The 14,646-nt window shown below is 58.7% G+C and carries 18 protein-coding genes and 1 other RNA gene; 12 read left to right on the top strand and 7 right to left on the bottom strand.

Annotation, left to right across the window (positions count from 1 at the left end):
- From KUW67_RS07335 to KUW67_RS07325, 3 genes are read right to left on the bottom strand one after another with little or no spacing between them, the layout of a single operon-like run.
- Entirely contained in the window at positions 1 to 507 is a 507-nt protein-coding gene (locus KUW67_RS07335) for a DinB family protein (protein ID WP_224824645.1), read from the bottom strand.
- Positions 504 to 1,220 (bottom strand): DUF1326 domain-containing protein, encoded by a 717-nt coding sequence (locus KUW67_RS07330; RefSeq protein WP_224824644.1) that lies wholly within the window; start codon positions 1,218 to 1,220, stop codon positions 504 to 506. The genes KUW67_RS07335 and KUW67_RS07330 overlap by 4 nt, the downstream gene beginning before the upstream one ends.
- Before the next feature lies 1 nt (position 1,221).
- Positions 1,222 to 2,013, bottom strand: coding sequence for a DUF2182 domain-containing protein (locus KUW67_RS07325; RefSeq protein ID WP_224824643.1), 792 nt, complete (start codon positions 2,011 to 2,013; stop codon positions 1,222 to 1,224).
- 71 nt (positions 2,014 to 2,084) lie between these two features.
- Between KUW67_RS07325 and KUW67_RS07320 the strand changes: the two genes are divergently transcribed.
- From KUW67_RS07320 to KUW67_RS07300, 5 genes are all read left to right on the top strand, one after another.
- Positions 2,085 to 2,816, top strand: a complete 732-nt coding sequence (locus KUW67_RS07320; RefSeq protein ID WP_224824642.1) for a FadR/GntR family transcriptional regulator — start codon at positions 2,085 to 2,087, stop codon at positions 2,814 to 2,816.
- Positions 2,817 to 3,153: 337 nt separating this feature from the next.
- A complete protein-coding gene (locus KUW67_RS07315) occupies positions 3,154 to 4,194 on the top strand; it encodes an ABC transporter substrate-binding protein (RefSeq protein WP_224824641.1) in 1,041 nt (346 codons plus the stop codon).
- A 110-nt stretch (positions 4,195 to 4,304) separates the two neighbouring features.
- Positions 4,305 to 4,658: a DUF4345 family protein gene (locus KUW67_RS07310; RefSeq protein ID WP_224824640.1), complete on the top strand. Its 354-nt coding sequence runs from the start codon at positions 4,305 to 4,307 to the stop codon at positions 4,656 to 4,658.
- Positions 4,659 to 4,683: 25 nt separating this feature from the next.
- Positions 4,684 to 5,033: a transfer-messenger RNA gene (gene ssrA / locus KUW67_RS07305) on the top strand.
- Between the two features lie 115 nt (positions 5,034 to 5,148).
- Positions 5,149 to 5,670, top strand: coding sequence for a 2'-5' RNA ligase family protein (locus KUW67_RS07300; RefSeq protein ID WP_224824639.1), 522 nt, complete (start codon positions 5,149 to 5,151; stop codon positions 5,668 to 5,670).
- Between the two features lie 85 nt (positions 5,671 to 5,755).
- Here the strand turns inward: KUW67_RS07300 and KUW67_RS07295 are convergent, their stop codons facing one another.
- Positions 5,756 to 6,703, bottom strand: a complete 948-nt coding sequence (locus tag KUW67_RS07295; RefSeq protein ID WP_224824638.1) for a hypothetical protein — start codon at positions 6,701 to 6,703, stop codon at positions 5,756 to 5,758.
- Between the two features lie 133 nt (positions 6,704 to 6,836).
- Here KUW67_RS07295 and chrA point away from each other — a divergent pair, with 133 nt between their 5' ends.
- From chrA to KUW67_RS07265, 6 genes are all read left to right on the top strand, one after another.
- Positions 6,837 to 8,090 (top strand): chromate efflux transporter, encoded by a 1,254-nt coding sequence (chrA, locus tag KUW67_RS07290; RefSeq protein WP_224824637.1) that lies wholly within the window; start codon positions 6,837 to 6,839, stop codon positions 8,088 to 8,090.
- Between the two features lie 69 nt (positions 8,091 to 8,159).
- The gene (locus tag KUW67_RS07285; protein ID WP_224824636.1) at positions 8,160 to 8,642 is read left to right on the top strand and encodes an SspB family protein; all 483 of its coding nucleotides are present in this window, start codon (positions 8,160 to 8,162) and stop codon (positions 8,640 to 8,642) included.
- Between the two features lie 90 nt (positions 8,643 to 8,732).
- On the top strand, positions 8,733 to 10,124 hold the full coding sequence (gene fumC / locus KUW67_RS07280; RefSeq protein WP_224824782.1) for a class II fumarate hydratase: 1,392 nt from the start codon (positions 8,733 to 8,735) through the stop codon (positions 10,122 to 10,124).
- Entirely contained in the window at positions 10,124 to 10,297 is a 174-nt protein-coding gene (locus KUW67_RS07275; RefSeq protein WP_224824635.1) for a DUF4169 family protein, read from the top strand. Before fumC ends, KUW67_RS07275 begins: the two co-directional genes overlap by 1 nt.
- The gene (locus KUW67_RS07270) at positions 10,294 to 10,524 is read left to right on the top strand and encodes a ribbon-helix-helix domain-containing protein (RefSeq protein WP_224824634.1); all 231 of its coding nucleotides are present in this window, start codon (positions 10,294 to 10,296) and stop codon (positions 10,522 to 10,524) included. The genes KUW67_RS07275 and KUW67_RS07270 overlap by 4 nt, the downstream gene beginning before the upstream one ends.
- A gap of 11 nt (positions 10,525 to 10,535) precedes the next feature.
- Positions 10,536 to 10,766 (top strand): N-(5'-phosphoribosyl)anthranilate isomerase, encoded by a 231-nt coding sequence (locus KUW67_RS07265; protein ID WP_224824633.1) that lies wholly within the window; start codon positions 10,536 to 10,538, stop codon positions 10,764 to 10,766.
- Between the two features lie 44 nt (positions 10,767 to 10,810).
- Here the strand turns inward: KUW67_RS07265 and KUW67_RS07260 are convergent, their stop codons facing one another.
- The 3 genes from KUW67_RS07260 to KUW67_RS07250 are packed head-to-tail and all read right to left on the bottom strand — an operon-like array spanning position 10,811 to position 14,183.
- The gene (locus KUW67_RS07260; RefSeq protein WP_224824632.1) at positions 10,811 to 12,151 is read right to left on the bottom strand and encodes a cytochrome P450; all 1,341 of its coding nucleotides are present in this window, start codon (positions 12,149 to 12,151) and stop codon (positions 10,811 to 10,813) included.
- Positions 12,148 to 13,392, bottom strand: a complete 1,245-nt coding sequence (locus tag KUW67_RS07255) for a hypothetical protein (RefSeq protein ID WP_224824631.1) — start codon at positions 13,390 to 13,392, stop codon at positions 12,148 to 12,150. Before KUW67_RS07255 ends, KUW67_RS07260 begins: the two co-directional genes overlap by 4 nt.
- A gap of 38 nt (positions 13,393 to 13,430) precedes the next feature.
- Complete coding sequence (locus KUW67_RS07250) at positions 13,431 to 14,183, bottom strand: cytochrome c biogenesis CcdA family protein (RefSeq protein ID WP_224824630.1); 753 nt, start codon at positions 14,181 to 14,183, stop codon at positions 13,431 to 13,433.
- 94 nt (positions 14,184 to 14,277) lie between these two features.
- Between KUW67_RS07250 and KUW67_RS07245 the strand changes: the two genes are divergently transcribed.
- Complete coding sequence (locus KUW67_RS07245) at positions 14,278 to 14,505, top strand: sulfurtransferase TusA family protein (protein ID WP_224824629.1); 228 nt, start codon at positions 14,278 to 14,280, stop codon at positions 14,503 to 14,505.
- Positions 14,506 to 14,646 lie beyond the last annotated feature (141 nt).

Genomic DNA, 14,646 nt, shown 5'->3' with positions numbered 1-14,646 from the left:
TCAGTCGTCCTCAGGCATGAAGGGAATATCGGTTGCAGCGGTGCTCAGCCCGGCCTGCGTCATCATCGCGTGGACCTGCCCGCGATGATGTGTCTGGTGGTTGAAGAGTTGCATCACACAAAGCGCCTTGGGCTTGCTCATCTCTTGTTTGGACAGCCCGGAATACCAGCTCAGATCGCCCAACAGATCGATGCTTTTCAGATTCTCTGCCCAGAGACGGATACGTCCATCGGTCCGAAATCTCTCGGCCCCCCAAACGGCCAGCGTTGGTGTCATCTCGAGACCTGCCATGCCATCCATTCCCGGACCGGCACCGCCATCAAAGCGGCTCATCCAAAGCTGATCGCCCCAGAGAAGGTGGTTCAGCGTCTTGAAGATCGAGCCGAAGAACGCGCCGCGCTCCTGTGTCAACTCATCAGGGCTGAGGCCTTCCAATGCCTTGAGGACTTCGCGGTTCTGCCAATGGTTATACCGCGCCATTGTTACGCAATACTCCCGATCAATCATGGCTTGGGACCTTTCCAGTCAATCGGGCAAATTTCGGCGGATTTGCCGCCGAAATCCCAGATCCGGCCATAATCGCGGACCTTGGATTTCACGCCTTGGGCCGCGATAATGTCAGGGCCCATCCAGTATTTCGAATTGCTGACCATGACCGGGTGATCAGGGGATGCGCCGTCAATCATCTCGATCTCGCCCGCGATCTTGCGCCCGATATAAAGCCCGCGTTTTTTGCCCTCGCGCACGATCTCGACCTTCTCACGCTCGGCGCCGATAATCTCGGACACAAGCATGGTGAAAAGACCCGTTGTGCCGCCTGCGGCCCCGCTGAAAATCTTCAGTAGGCCATCATAGGCTTTGGGGGTGGAGCGCTCATCCACATAGGCCGCAACCTTCCAGTTGCCCTCGCCCATCCGGCCAGGAATATCGACCAGAAGGCCAACATTCAGGCCCGACAGGTCTTCGCCCTCAAAGTGGCCTTCATCAATGGCAATCGCCATCCACGCATGGCAATGCCCTTCGGTTGGGGGATGCGCGCCAAGGCTGACCACGCAAGGGCAAAAGACGGTGCAGGAGCAGTTCAAAAACAGCTCACCCTTGATGGCCCAGTTTGTCGGGGTCATCTTGCGCCGACCGGGATTTGGCATCCGCTGGTCGATCCGTTGGCTGATCGGAAGTCGATCCGCCGGTGTTCTGGTCTCAGCTTTTGTGTTCGCCATATTATCCTCCGTTCACGAGGGGCCACGCCATCACTGCGACACCTGCGAGTGACAGCGCAAAGCCCATCGGTTTTGTGACCACATGTCCGATCTGTGGCAGTTTTTCGAGCACCATGAAGAGCGTCGCCAGACCCATCCAGGCCAGGTTCATCACACCGCCCACAAAGCCAAGCGCCATGAAGCCCCAACAGCAGCCGACGCAGAACGCGCCAAGGCCCAGCCCCATGCGCAGCCCACCGGCAAAGCCGGTTTTCCAGTGGCCAAGGTAATAGGTCATGGGGGAATGGCAGACGCCGTGGCAGATTTCCTTGGCGCGGGTGAACTGGAAAAGGCCCACGATCAGCAGCAGACCGCCCGCGACCCAAGGGCTTTTCGCGATGCCCAGCATGTCGACGACACCGCCGAAGAGCAGGCCCAGTTGCACCGCCGTGATAATCGCCGCAAAGCCGACCCAGACGATGAAGTAGCCCAGCAGGACGCCCAGCCATCCTGCTCGCGTTCCATCGGCGCTGACCATCAGGTCTTCATAGGCGCGCAAGGTCGGGATCAGCGTCGGCAGCATCATCGCGGCCATCATGATCGCCCACATCGCAAATAAAGGCCCGAACCGCGCCATGGGCATGTCCATCGGCATGCGTGGGTCCATCGCGGCCATGCGTGCGCCCATCTCGCCGGGACGGCCCAGCAGATCAAGATCCATGTCGATGGCCATGGCGAACATCATCCACCACGACAGAAGGATGGCGATGAAGAAGCCGAGCCAGAGGATCGTGCGTAAGGGCGCATGCAGCATCGACAGGTCCTCCCAAACCCACCGGAACAAATCGTTGCAATTCAAATGTCAGACTTTTAATTGTCTGACAAATGAAAATTGACCCGACCAGTTCCAAGGACCTCTCTGCGCAGATCGCCGCCGCCATTCGCGATGCGATTGTGTCAGGTGCGATGCCTGTGGACGAACGATTGCCGTCGGAGGCCGAATTGGCCGAGCAATTCGACGTCTCCCGCTCGACCGTGCGGGAAGCGTTGAAGCGGTTGGCGGCGCAAAGCCTGATCCGCACCCAGCGCGGCGCGACAGGTGGGGCATTTGTGAACCGCTTGCGCTATGCGGATGCGTATTCGCAGCAAATCACGACCTCGACGCTTTTGCTGTCAATGAACGCGGTGTCGTTTGAGACCGCTTGCGAGGCGCGCTACGCGTTGGAACGCGCCTGCGCGCCGTTGTCAGCCTCGCGGCGGACGCCGGATCATCTGGCAACCATGCGGGTTGAGATCCACCGCCAAGGTCAACCCGGCCTGACGGACGAGGCGTTCTGCGCCTCCGACGTGGCTTTTCACAGGGCGCTTGTGGATGGTGCGGGCAACCCGGTGCTGTCTTATCAGCTGGCAGGTGCTGTTGAGGCGATGCAGCCGCTGATGAACATGATTACCTTCACCGCCCGGTCGCGCGAACGGATCATCGCGCTGCATGGTGGGATTGCCGATGCGATTGAGGCGCAGGATGGCGGGGCAGCGGATGCGGCGCTGGTGGAACTGGCGGAATATACCGTCGAATTGGCGCGCAGCGTGTTCGAGGCGCGGGCTGTAAAGGGCTAGTCGGGCGTTGCCAGACCGAGGGATGGCGATCTGACGGCATTTCTAAAGTGCTTTATGGCCGCCAAGTACATCTTTCGTATGGGCGAAGCACGCAGCGAAACCAAATCGCCAGACCGTGGGGCGGTCTGGCAATGCCCGGCGCCTTCGGCTTGTATCCGGGCTGGGTGAGATCAGCAGAGCGCATTGATCTGACTCACCCGTCCCAAGCTTGACCCGCGCCCCCGGCGGCATGAGGCCCCGGATCAGGTCCGGGGAGCGGCACACTGACAAGAACCCGCTTGCACCCTCCCCCTACCGCGCATAGCGTTTTCGCGATTTCTGTTTGGGAGCACATGACATGAAACATCTTCTTCTCACGGGCGTGGCCACGCTCGCCCTGTCCACCGCAGCCTTTGCCGAAGACAGCGAGTTGCTGGTCTTTGACTATTCAGGCTTCGAGATGCCCGCCTTTCACCAAAGCTATATCGACAAGCACGGCACCAGCCCGACCTTCGCCTTTTTCGGCGATGAGGACGAAGCGCTGCAAAAGATCCGGTCGGGCTTCAAGGCCGATGTTAGCCATGTCTGTGCGGGCTCTGTCACCAAATGGGTCGCCTCGGACATTCTGGAGCCTTGGGATCTGAGCCGCATCGACGAGTTGGAGAACCTCGATGCCAATCTGGTGGGCGAGGACATCTCTGCCGCAGCCTCGGACACGTATTTCATCCCGGTCGATTTCGGCTCCACCGCGATTGCCTATAACATGGACGAAGTGCCTGCCGAAGACGTGGCCTCGCTCAATGTGTTCAAGAACCCCGCCTATGCAGGCCGCATGACGCTGCCCGATAATGTCGATGACGCTTATGCGCTGGCCTATCTGGCAACCGGCACGACGGACTGGACAACAGCCACAGACGAGCAGTTCGAAGCTGCCTCGGCGTGGCTGCGCGAAGTGCATGGCAACCTGCGCACCTACTGGACCGATCCGGGCGAGCTGGCGCAATTGATGGCCACGGGCGAAGTGCTGGTCGCTTGGGCGTGGAACGAAACCTACCCCACGCTGGTCGATGAAGGCTTCCCGGTGGGCTTTCAGCGCGAAGCCGCGGAAGGCTCGTCGCTGTGGCTGTGCGGCTATGTGAACCTCAAGGATGGCGAAGGCTCGGAAGACAAGGCGTATGATTATATCAACGCGTTCCTTGATCCGTCCTCGACCGAGGCGCTGATGGCGGATGGCTATGGCCACTCCAACGCGGCATCGATGGCCAATTTCGGCGCAGAAGCGCTGGAGGCTGCCGGTCTGGGTGAGATCAGCGCACCTGTTTTGGCGCAATTGCCGATGGACAATGCGCTGCGCGAAAAGCAGGGCGAGATGTTCGAGCGGATCAAAGCAGGCTTCTAAGCCCTTCTAAAGATGTAAAGAAAAAGCCATCTCACCTGAGGTGGCTTTTTTTGTGAACCAGTTGGGTGTCAGCCACGTAATACAGTTAAACTGTCAATCAGAGGCACATAATGGTCGATCTTATCAACATCTCGCTGGCGCTCTTTAGCATTGTTCTGGGGCTCTTCGGCTGGCTCGCACCGAAATACACAATGCAGGTCGTGGACCTGCAGCGCGGTGCGACCACAATGGGTGTGTCGGAAATCCGCGCCGCCTCAGGCGCGCTCTTCGTGGGTCTGGGCGTCGGCGCGCTCTTTCTGGGCTCACCCGTGGCCTATGCGATGATCGGTTTCGCATGGGGGTTTGCGTCGATCGGGCGACTGACCTCGATCATCGCGGACGAGGCCCCGACCCGTAAAACATGGGGCTTTTTCCTGTGTGAAGCGGCGGTCGGGATCACACTTGTCGGCATTAACGTCTTTTAAACACCTTGCGAAGCACGCGGCGAATTCCCTTTAAATCGCCGCGCCTTCCCCCTATATTCAGGTTTGTCCTTCGGGACTATGGACATAAACGCGCTCGTAATAAGCGGATCGGACCCGGGGGCGGTACCCGGCGGCTCCACCATAATCCTTCGTTTGAGGATCGCGGGGCCGAAATAGGATCGACGAACGTCTAAAGGGGTTAGCTTTGTCTCGGTGAGATACCACCGTTATCGGTTCACTTAAGCTAGTTGCAAACGACAACAAAGCTCCGATGGCTCTGGCTGCGTAAGCAGTTCGAGGTATCGAAATCTTAAGCCCTAGCCCCTAGCAGGGTTAGGCGGGGTTCGCAGGCACCTGGCAACAGAAGCCTGCATTTTCATTTTAGGGCTGAGCGTCTCACGAGCGGGCGGTGGAAGATGCTTTGCGGATGGCTGCTTTGCGGGATGGAGCTGCCGTTGTGTTTTTGCGTTAATCACTTCACCTTGCTGCAATGATTTATGTCCTTGGATATCCGGTTTTCGAGCCTTCTTGCGGCAGGCGAATAGCCAAATTTCGCGCGAAACATGAGCGCCGAAGGGCAGAGCTTGTTCCTGCGCACATCACATTGGTGTTCGGAGTGCCAGAGCAACATCTAGAAACCATTGCTGAGTTGGTCGACAAATCATCAAGTCGATTTCAAGAGTTCAAAGTCTCGTTCAACAAATACGTAGTTGAGTTCGATCCCTTTGAGGAAAAACACAAAATCTTCCTGCTTTGTAGGACAGGAAGCGATAAAGCGCGAGCTTTGCATGAACAATTATACGATGGCTCCCACCGCTCTGCACTTAGCTCGGAGCACCCCTTTCGTCCCCATATGACCGTAGCAACCTATGAAACCCGCGCGGATATTGAACGGGTAGACGTTTCACATGTCGGAGAGTTTCCGATTGAGGGAATACTGGGCGCTTTAGAGGTGGTTCAACTGAAGGACGGCAAGCTAACGACGCTCAAATCAGTTCCCTTTTTGGGATAGGTATGGCCTCAAACCAGACCTCTGCTGCCTTAAGCTCCATCACCTGGAAGGCGGCACAAGGCGGTCACTATGCCAAAAGTCGGGCTTAATTTGAAGGTTTTGCCATCATCATACGCCAGCCCCGTGTGTGCTCTGCTGCAGTATAAAACAGATATGGTTCGTCGGTTTGCGGATCGAAAGTGATGGAGGGCGCGATGATTTCATCTACCTCCCATTTGTCTCCTGCCAGCGACAAAAGAGGCCCCGGGAGTGCGGTCCAAGGGCCAAGGGGATTGTCCGCACAAAATGCAAATATACCTTCGCGACCCGTATCTGTTTCCTGAGTGGCAACCGCGACAAAGCCGCCATCCGGCCGCGCCGTGATCTGTCCTTCCATGCCAATCGGGATCGCGGTTTCCCTGAGGTTTTCCCAAGCAAGACCATTCAGATCGGACGTTGCGCTGAAACTCCAGACTGCCGTGACATCCTCGAACCCATTCCAGCCAAGCCACGCCATGATCAAGCGGCCTTGATGCTCTACAACCGAGGGGGATGTGATCAGATAGACCTCTCTTCCGGCGGTCTGCCCTCTGTCCATGACCGGTTCGGGCATGATCTTCCACGGTCCCGTCAGCGCCGGTGCTTGCGCCATGTAGAGGCGTGATTGGTAGGTCGTTTCGTCAGAATATCCGATAAAATAGAGCCGATGATCCGTAGAAGAAACGCGATGATAGAATGCTGTTTCCTTAAACGGGACCGCATCTGATTGCTTGGATGGACCCAGCAAAACACCCCACTCCTCCCATTCGTCCCAATCGGAACCGAAGGCGAGTTTGATCGAGATCTGGCCGCTATCGTCACCGCTATAGATCATCGCCAACTGGTTATCCTGCGTGACAAAGACATGCCCGTCACTGGCCGCTTCGTAGAGGCCCAGGAACAGCCTGTCTCGAAACACGGGGCCATCATGCCGAACCCACTCTGTTGGGATACAAGCCAAGGCCGGAGAGGAGAACGCCAGAGCGAGGATCAAGAAAGGCGCACGAAAGATCATGTCTGAAAATATCATTGGCTCGGGATCGCTTTAAGAAAACGGCAAGAACTCGGGTGTTGCGCCTATGGGAAAGCGTCGATCCATCGTCACCTCCCTGTTGCAATCCACCCCTACCCCATGCGTCATGCGTTTCATGACTGCGCCATCGCTGCCCCATCTCATCCGTGTTTTCGCCCGTATCGGGGTTCTGTCCTTCGGAGGTCCCGCCGCGCAGATCGCGTTGATGCATGACGCGCTGGTCGAGAAAGAGAAATGGCTGACAGAGCAGGACTTCCTCCGCGCGCTGTCGTTTTGCATGCTGCTCCCCGGCCCCGAGGCGATGCAATTGGCGACCTATGCCGGGTGGCGGCTGCATGGCACGGTTGGCGGGCTTATCGCAGGGGCGCTTTTTGTGCTGCCCGGCGCGGCGGTGGTGCTGGCTTTGGCCATTGGATACGCGTTCTATAGCGATCTGAACTGGGTGCAGGGGGCTTTTTTGGGCATCAAATCTGCCGTCATCCTGATCGTGCTGCAGGCCTTGCTCAAACTGTCGAAAAAGGCGCTGGCCACGCCGCTGAGCTGGGCGCTGGCCATTGCTGCGTTCATCGCGATCTTCGCCATTGGCGTGCCGTTTCCAATCATCATCGGGGTGGCAGCGCTGGTTGGGTTAAGCCAAGCGCACAAAGGCACCGGGCTGGCCACGCCGATGTCACATGTGCATTTGCCGCGCACGATCATGCTTTGGGGCGCGCTGTGGAGTGCCCCCATTGCGGCGGCATTCGCCTTGCAGGCGGAGTTTCTGACCGACATTGGCCTTTTCTTCTCGAAAATGGCTGTTGTGACCTTTGGCGGGGCTTACGCGGTGCTGGCCTATATGACCCAAGAGGTCGTGCAGAATTACGGCTGGCTCAGCACAGCGCAGATGATCGACGGGCTGGGACTGGCCGAAACCACCCCCGGCCCACTGATTCTGGTGACCGAGTTCGTGGGCTTTCTGGCGGGCTTTCAGGAGCGCGGCCTTGGGCTGGGGATCACTGCGGCGGCACTGACGCTTTGGGTGACGTTTATTCCCTGCTTTTTATGGATCTTCGCAGGCGCGCCTTATGTCGAACATCTGGCACGTGCACCGCGCATCGAGGCCGCGCTGAAGGCCGTCACCTCAGCGGTCGTCGGTGTCATTGCCAACCTGTCGGTCTGGTTCGCGCTGCATGTCTTTTTCACCACGCTGACGCCGACACCGTTTCTGGGCACGCAATTGCCTGTCCCCGTGCCGGGCAGCCTGTCGCTTGCGGCCCTTGGACTGACAGTCGTGGCCGCGATTTTGATCTTCGGGTTGCGTCTGTCGCTGCCGCTGGTGCTGCTTGTCATGGCGCTGGCCGGGGTTGCGGTGCAGGGGCTGGCGATGTGAGCGGACCCGCCCTTTAATCTCGAACCGAATCCGCTATGGTTAAAAAGAAGCCAAGCCGAGGGGCCTTTGATGTCGTCCAGCATTGACTACGGAAATCTGATGCACCACGCCATGCGCGGGCTGATCCAGCAGGTGCTGACAGATGTGGCCGAGACCGGATTGCCCGGCGAGCATCATTTCTTCATCACCTTTGACACAATGCACCCGGATGTAGAGATCGCCGACTGGCTGTCGGATCGCTATCCCGGCGAGATGACGGTGGTGATGCAGCATTGGTTCGACAATCTGACCGTGACCGATGAAGGCTTTGCGGTGACGCTGAATTTCGGGGATAGCCCTGAGCCGCTTTATATTCCCTATGACGCGATCCTGACCTTTGTGGATCCGTCGGTTGAATTTGGTCTGCGCTTTGAGACGCAAGACGGCGATGACAGCGATGCGCCCCCTGCCCCGATGATCGTGGCCGAGGATATCGAACTGCCCGAAGACGACACCAAGGAAACGCCCAAGGGCGAGGCAGAGGTTGTCAGCCTCGACAGTTTTCGCAAGTAAACCCTTGGTCGCCCCCTGCGCCAAACTGCCGATTGCAGCACTGGCCGCGGCACGGTAAACGGCATGCAACTGCATACCGGAGAGCATATTATGGCCCAGACCCGCACCGAAACCGACAGCTTTGGCCCGTTGGAGGTTCCCTCCGACAAGTATTGGGGCGCGCAGACGCAGCGCTCGATTATGAATTTCCCCATTGGGTGGGAAAAGCAGCCAGTCGCCATCGTGCGCGCGCTGGGTGTCATCAAGAAGGCCTGCGCGCAGGCGAATATGGAGCTGGGATCGCTGGACGCAGAGCGTGGCGCGGCCATTGTGCAGGCCGCAGGCGAGGTGTTTGAAGGCAAGTTTGACGACAACTTCCCGCTTGTGGTCTGGCAGACCGGGTCTGGAACGCAATCCAACATGAACTCCAACGAGGTGATTGCGAACCGCGCGATCGAGATCATGGGCGGCGAGATCGGATCGAAAGACCCGGTGCACCCCAATGACCACTGCAATATGGGGCAGTCGTCCAATGACACCTTCCCCACGGCGATGCATATCGCGACAGCGATGACCGCCCATGACGTGCTGATCCCCGGTCTGGAAAAGCTGCACGCTGCCCTGCAAGCCAAGGTCGAGGAGTTCGACGGCATCATCAAGATCGGTCGCACCCATACGCAAGATGCGACGCCCTTGACCCTGTCGCAGGAGTTTTCGGGCTACACCCATCAGGTCGCTATGGGCATCGCGCGGGTGAAGGACGCTTTGGGCCGTATCTATGAGTTGGCCCAAGGCGGCACGGCGGTCGGCACCGGGCTGAACACCAAGGTCGGCTGGGACAAAATGGTCGCCAAGAACATGGCGGAGATCACAGGTCTGCCCTTCGTGACCGCTCCGAACAAATTCGAGGCGCTGGCCGCCCATGACGCGATGGTCGAGATTTCAGGGGCGTTGAAAGTTGTCGCCGCGTCGCTTTTCAAGATCGCGAATGACATCCGCCTGCTGGGCTCTGGCCCCCGCTGCGGGCTGGGCGAGTTGATCTTGCCGGAAAACGAGCCGGGATCGTCGATCATGCCCGGCAAGGTAAACCCCACCCAATGCGAGGCGCTGACGCAGGTCTGCGCCCATGTCTTCGGCAATGACGCCGCCGTTGGATTTGCCGGATCGCAAGGGCATTTCGAGCTGAACGTCTACAAACCGATGATGGCCTATAACGTGCTGCAGAGCATGCAATTGCTGGGTGATGCGGCGTCGACCTTCACCGACAATCTGGTCGTCGGTCTGAAAGCCGATGCGGACCGGATCGAGCGGTTGATGCGCGAAAGTCTGATGCTGGTCACCGCATTGGCGCCCGAGATTGGCTATGACAACGCCACCAAGGTCGCCAAAACGGCGCATAAGAACGGCACGACCCTAAAGGAAGAGGCGATTGCGCTTGGGTTTGTCGATGAAGAGACCTTCGACCGCGTCGTGCGGCCCGAAAATATGGTAGGCCCAAAGTAATGGCGCAGCCGGTCAATCTGAACCGGTTTCGCAAGGATAAGGCGCGGGCTGCGAAGAAGGCCCGTGCGGATCAGAACGCCATTTTGCATGGCCGCTCCAAGGCCGAAAGGGAGCTCGATCGCGCGCGGACTGAGAAAGCGGCGCGCGATCTGGATGGGGTCAAGAAGACATGAGCCTGCGGCCCACGAAACGCTCGGTCACGTTGAAAGGCCACCGCACCAGCGTATCTTTGGAGGATCCCTTCTGGGACGCGTTCCGGCATATCGCAGAGGAAAAAGGCAAGCCGATCAATGCATTGGCTGTTGAAATTGATGCAGATCGCGGGTTGGAAATAGGCCTCGCGTCAGCCATTCGGCTTTATGTTCTGCGCTATTATCAAGATCTTAACCAAGACGGCTAAGGATCACGGGTATGAGTTATGCCGTCGCCCTTCTCCCGCCCGATCTCTGGTTACAGCAAATTTTCGATAGCAAAGCCGCGCGCCAAGGTGGCATCGTGCGCCGTAAGGCGCGGGATGTGGAGCGCACGGTTGGACGCGAGAGGTTTGTGCGTGAAATCAAGCGCCGCGGATTTCATTGCGTGGAGAACGGGGGCCAGTTTGTTGTCTTTTGCAACAATGAGCAGGTTCATGTCTTGTGCTGAAAAGTTTTCAGAAAACTTTTCAAAGGCTTTTCTGAAAAGCCTTTCTACCGTCGCGAGACGCGCAACCGGATGCCGTCCTTTGAACGCACGGTGAGATGCGCGACCGGGACAGGCACCTCCCCCGCCACCAGCTCGAAGCGGTAGGCTTTGAGAAGCATCGACAAGAGCAATGGTCCCTCCACCATCGCAAAGCCGGCGCCGGTGCAGACCCGCGCGCCGCTGGAAAACGGCATATACGCCTCGCGCAGGCAGGTCTTGCCATTCTCGGTTTCAAACCGGTCGGGATCGAAGGCGTCCGGGTTGTCCCAAAGACGCTTGTGACGATGCTGATGCCATGGGCTGAGCACAATCTGCGCGCCCTTTGGGATATCGCGGTCGCGGAACCGCTCGGGACAGGTTGTCTCGCGCACCATCATGGGGACCGGCGGGTAGAGCCGGAGGGCCTCACGAAAGACGTTGCGGCTGAGTTCGAGTTTCGAGACCTCACTGAAAACGCCCTCTTGGAGGGCCGCTGCCTCCGTCGCGACACGGTCTTGCCAGTCGGGATAAAGCGCCATCAGATACAGCGTCCAGGCCAGCGCCGAAGCGCTGGTCTCATGACCCGCAAGGAAGAAAATCGCGACCTGATCGACCATTTCCTGCGTCGTGAAGGTTTCTCCTGTTACGGGATCGGCGGTGGTCATGATCTTGGTCGCCAGATCATCGGGCGCGCTGCCATCAGTAATCGCCGCCATCCGTGCCTCTGTCAGCCGCGTGATCAACGCGCGGATTGAACGCGCTGTGTCCTTTGTGCGCCTGCGATGGCCACGTGGCACCCACGAGGGCAACGGTACAAACGCGGCAAGGTTCAAAATCGGCTGGGTGCGTTGATAATCGCGAAACTCGGTGAAGACCTGCGCCGCGATCTCATGCTCAATCGGGATCGAGAAGAGCGTGCGAAAGATCACGTCCGCGGCGGCGTGGGATGTCTGCTCCTCCATCTCCACGATACCTTGGGGAAAGCGCGTCACCGCCGCCTGCCCCGCAGCCCACATCGCGGGAAACGTATCGCGCAAGCGCCCGCCTTCGAAAGCTGGATCAATGATGCGCCGCTGCCGCTTCCATGTCTCGCCATTGGTCAGAAACACGCTGTCGCCCAGCAAAGGGCGCAAGCCTTCGCTGATTCGGTCGGATTTCGGAAAATCATCGGGACGGTCTTTCAGAACCGTCTTCACCAGATCGGGCTGGTTTACCAGATAGCTGCGAAAGAACGGTGTGCGAAACTCGGCCATCCACGCGCGGTAGAGCTTGGCTGGCTGCGCCGACAGAATGTCTTGGCGGAACAGTCGCAGATAGCGCCATAGCGAGACCTTATTGGGGCGTGACGCGGGCTTGGGCGGGATCATGCGGCCATCGACGTAAACTTGGACGCTGGCGCGTCGATCCGGGACCGCGACGGTGGGCGATCTGCATACCGTTCGGACAGGCTGATGGGGCCAGCGGTGATCTGGAAATAGTCGTAGTCCTTTGGGCGATCAAACGCGCAAAGATACTGGAAATGCAGGCGGAAGAAGCGCCAGCGGAGCTCTTTCCAGCGCGCGGGGCTAAGCGTCTGGGTGAAAGCGGCTGAAAAGACCAGCGGCCAGCGCTTTTCATCGGGTGCGACGCCACTGACCGACACCGGATCGCACAGCGCAAAGGCGCACCCATCGCCAGGCGCGGTCACGTCGACCCAAGTGAGTTCGTCGCGCGCGGAGAGATAATTCAGATCGGCGCGCAAGCGGTGCGCCTCGGGCAAAAATGACACCATGGGAACAACTTGGCCGAGCGATAGAAACGCCAGCTTTGGGCCTGTCTCAGGCACCCGCCCGGCGCGGATTAGATCCGCTAGGATCGAGACCGCGAGATGCGCACCGGAGGAGTGACCGACGATCAGCACCTCGTCTGCGTCGCTCTGTAGTGCCTCGGCGATCAGATCTTCGAACTCGGCCATCCGCGCTTCAAGTTCGGGCGGGTTCGCGCCACGCCAGCGCGCCGAATAAGCGTAGTCATGCATCAGGTAATAGGCAAAAAACCGATTGTCGTGTTTGCGAAACCAGTGCAGCCCAGCCGCTGTTCCGCCAGCCAGAACGCCCCATTCGATCAAGGTGCCAAGAAGGCCGACATCACCTGCGATCCATTCCAGAGCGTCAACCAAAAGCCCTCCGACCAGCGAACTGAGCGACAGCGCCACGGCCAGTTGTAAGAGCAACATCCCGACCGGGTAGAGCGCGGCAATCACCGGGCCTTTGCGCAGCCACATCAACCGCCTAAGCGTCCCGGTGGAAACATAGACCCAAGCAGTGCGCACAAGCTGGCCATAAGTCGCCAGAATGCCTTGCGCCATCGAGCCGCGCACGATGTCGGACCAGACCAGCACGTCGATATCGGCCTGCACCTGTTGCCCGTCAATGCGCGCGGCAACCTGCCAGCCGTAAGGGCCGCCGCTCGTCTTCGGAGAGATGCCGATCTCATACCCACTGATCGCGGCCTGAGCGGCACTTTCCTTACGGTAAAGCTCGCGGTAACGGCGGGGATGAATCGGATCATAGCCGGGGATATACATCACCCGACGCCGCGCGACCTGACCTGTTGCACCGGTTACCATGCCACAAAGCTAGCCCAGAATTTGGTCGAAAATAAGCCCTATCCGAAGGCTTGTAGCGCTGGGAATTGCTCGTTCAGCCACCAGGCCAGATCTGTAAATTGCCCGGTCAGCATCATCAGACCCACCGTCCAAAGTAACAATCCCATAACCCGCTCGATCCGCTCCATATGGCGTTTCATCCAGGCCATCAGGCCCGTCATGGAGGGGAAGAAAGCAGCGACCAACAGGAACGGGATGCCCAACCCGATGGCGTAGACGCCCAGCAACGTGGTGCCACGGGTGACGCTGGCCTCCGACGCGGCGAGTGACAGGATCGAGCCGAGGATCGGGCCAATGCAGGGCGTCCAGCCAAAGGCGAAGGCGAGGCCCAGAATATAGGCCCCGAAGGCGGAACCACCGCGGTCGCCCGCATCCACGCGCATCTCGCGGTCCATGAAACCGATGCGGAACACGCCCAGAAAATGCGCGCCGAAGATCATCACAATGGCGCCTGCGATGCCAACAAACCATTCCTGTTTCATCAGGAAAAACCGCCCGAAAACCGAGGCGGTGAAGCCTAAAAACAGGAAAACCGTCGAGAGGCCCAACACGAAGAAGCTGGCTGATATCAAAGCCTTGCGACGCGCAGCTGACGTGCTGGACATGTCATTGACCGACACGCCGCTCATATAGGCCAGATAAGGCGGCACGATGGGCAACACGCAGGGCGACAGGAACGACAGGATACCCGCGAAAAGCGCGATGCTCATGGCCGGCACAAGGCTGGCGTCTATGATGTCAAATCCGAACATACCTTCCCCAATAGGCCATCGTGCCGGGCGCGTCACGCACCGCTCGCTCACAACTTGGTGGACAAGTTGTAACACCCGCGCCATATCGCAAGACATGAGCGACGATCTGACCCTGGATGCCACCGGGCTTCTTTGCCCCCTGCCCGTCCTTAAAGCCCGCAAGCGCCTGAAATCGCTTGCGAAAGGCGATGTGTTGACCGTGCTTGCCGATGATCCAGCGGCCATTGTCGATATTCCGCATTTCTGTGTCGAGAGCGGGCATGAGCTTGTGCAGCAAACCGACGCAGAGACCCACCAGGTCTATGAGATCCGAAAAACCTGACGCGCGCGCTGGCTTTCTCCATTGAGGCAATGGTCGACGCCGCTGTGCTTTTTCAGGATCTTTTACTGGAAGCCGCTTCGCTTTTTTTGACTCTTTTACCGGAAGCCGCTTCGCTTTTTTTTGACTCTTTTATTGGAAGCC

It is taken from the genome of Cognatishimia sp. MH4019 (genome assembly GCF_020177595.1).
GTDB lineage: Bacteria > Pseudomonadota > Alphaproteobacteria > Rhodobacterales > Rhodobacteraceae > JAHTBL01.
Note: the sequence above shows the minus strand (reverse complement) of the source record. Positions and strands in the feature narration are given on the sequence as shown.

Excerpts from the sequence above, each read along its gene's own strand:
- KUW67_RS07330 (WP_224824644.1), bottom strand. The coding sequence starts at position 1,220 with ATGGCGAACACAAAAGCTGAGACCAGAACACCGGCGGATCGACTTCCG.
- KUW67_RS07325 (WP_224824643.1), bottom strand. The coding sequence starts at position 2,013 with ATGCTGCATGCGCCCTTACGCACGATCCTCTGGCTCGGCTTCTTCATC.
- KUW67_RS07250 (WP_224824630.1), bottom strand. The coding sequence starts at position 14,183 with ATGTTCGGATTTGACATCATAGACGCCAGCCTTGTGCCGGCCATGAGC.
- KUW67_RS07300 (WP_224824639.1), top strand. The coding sequence starts at position 5,149 with ATGATTTATGTCCTTGGATATCCGGTTTTCGAGCCTTCTTGCGGCAGG.
- KUW67_RS07270 (WP_224824634.1), top strand. The coding sequence starts at position 10,294 with ATGAGCCTGCGGCCCACGAAACGCTCGGTCACGTTGAAAGGCCACCGC.
- chrA (WP_224824637.1), top strand. The coding sequence starts at position 6,837 with ATGACTGCGCCATCGCTGCCCCATCTCATCCGTGTTTTCGCCCGTATC.
- KUW67_RS07320 (WP_224824642.1), top strand. The coding sequence starts at position 2,085 with ATGAAAATTGACCCGACCAGTTCCAAGGACCTCTCTGCGCAGATCGCC.
- KUW67_RS07315 (WP_224824641.1), top strand. The coding sequence starts at position 3,154 with ATGAAACATCTTCTTCTCACGGGCGTGGCCACGCTCGCCCTGTCCACC.
- KUW67_RS07335 (WP_224824645.1), bottom strand. The coding sequence starts at position 507 with ATGATTGATCGGGAGTATTGCGTAACAATGGCGCGGTATAACCATTGG.
- KUW67_RS07265 (WP_224824633.1), top strand. The coding sequence starts at position 10,536 with ATGAGTTATGCCGTCGCCCTTCTCCCGCCCGATCTCTGGTTACAGCAA.
- KUW67_RS07310 (WP_224824640.1), top strand. The coding sequence starts at position 4,305 with ATGGTCGATCTTATCAACATCTCGCTGGCGCTCTTTAGCATTGTTCTG.
- KUW67_RS07255 (WP_224824631.1), bottom strand. The coding sequence starts at position 13,392 with ATGGTAACCGGTGCAACAGGTCAGGTCGCGCGGCGTCGGGTGATGTAT.
- KUW67_RS07295 (WP_224824638.1), bottom strand. The coding sequence starts at position 6,703 with ATGATCTTTCGTGCGCCTTTCTTGATCCTCGCTCTGGCGTTCTCCTCT.
- fumC (WP_224824782.1), top strand. The coding sequence starts at position 8,733 with ATGGCCCAGACCCGCACCGAAACCGACAGCTTTGGCCCGTTGGAGGTT.
- KUW67_RS07245 (WP_224824629.1), top strand. The coding sequence starts at position 14,278 with ATGAGCGACGATCTGACCCTGGATGCCACCGGGCTTCTTTGCCCCCTG.
- KUW67_RS07275 (WP_224824635.1), top strand. The coding sequence starts at position 10,124 with ATGGCGCAGCCGGTCAATCTGAACCGGTTTCGCAAGGATAAGGCGCGG.
- KUW67_RS07260 (WP_224824632.1), bottom strand. The coding sequence starts at position 12,151 with ATGATCCCGCCCAAGCCCGCGTCACGCCCCAATAAGGTCTCGCTATGG.
- KUW67_RS07285 (WP_224824636.1), top strand. The coding sequence starts at position 8,160 with ATGTCGTCCAGCATTGACTACGGAAATCTGATGCACCACGCCATGCGC.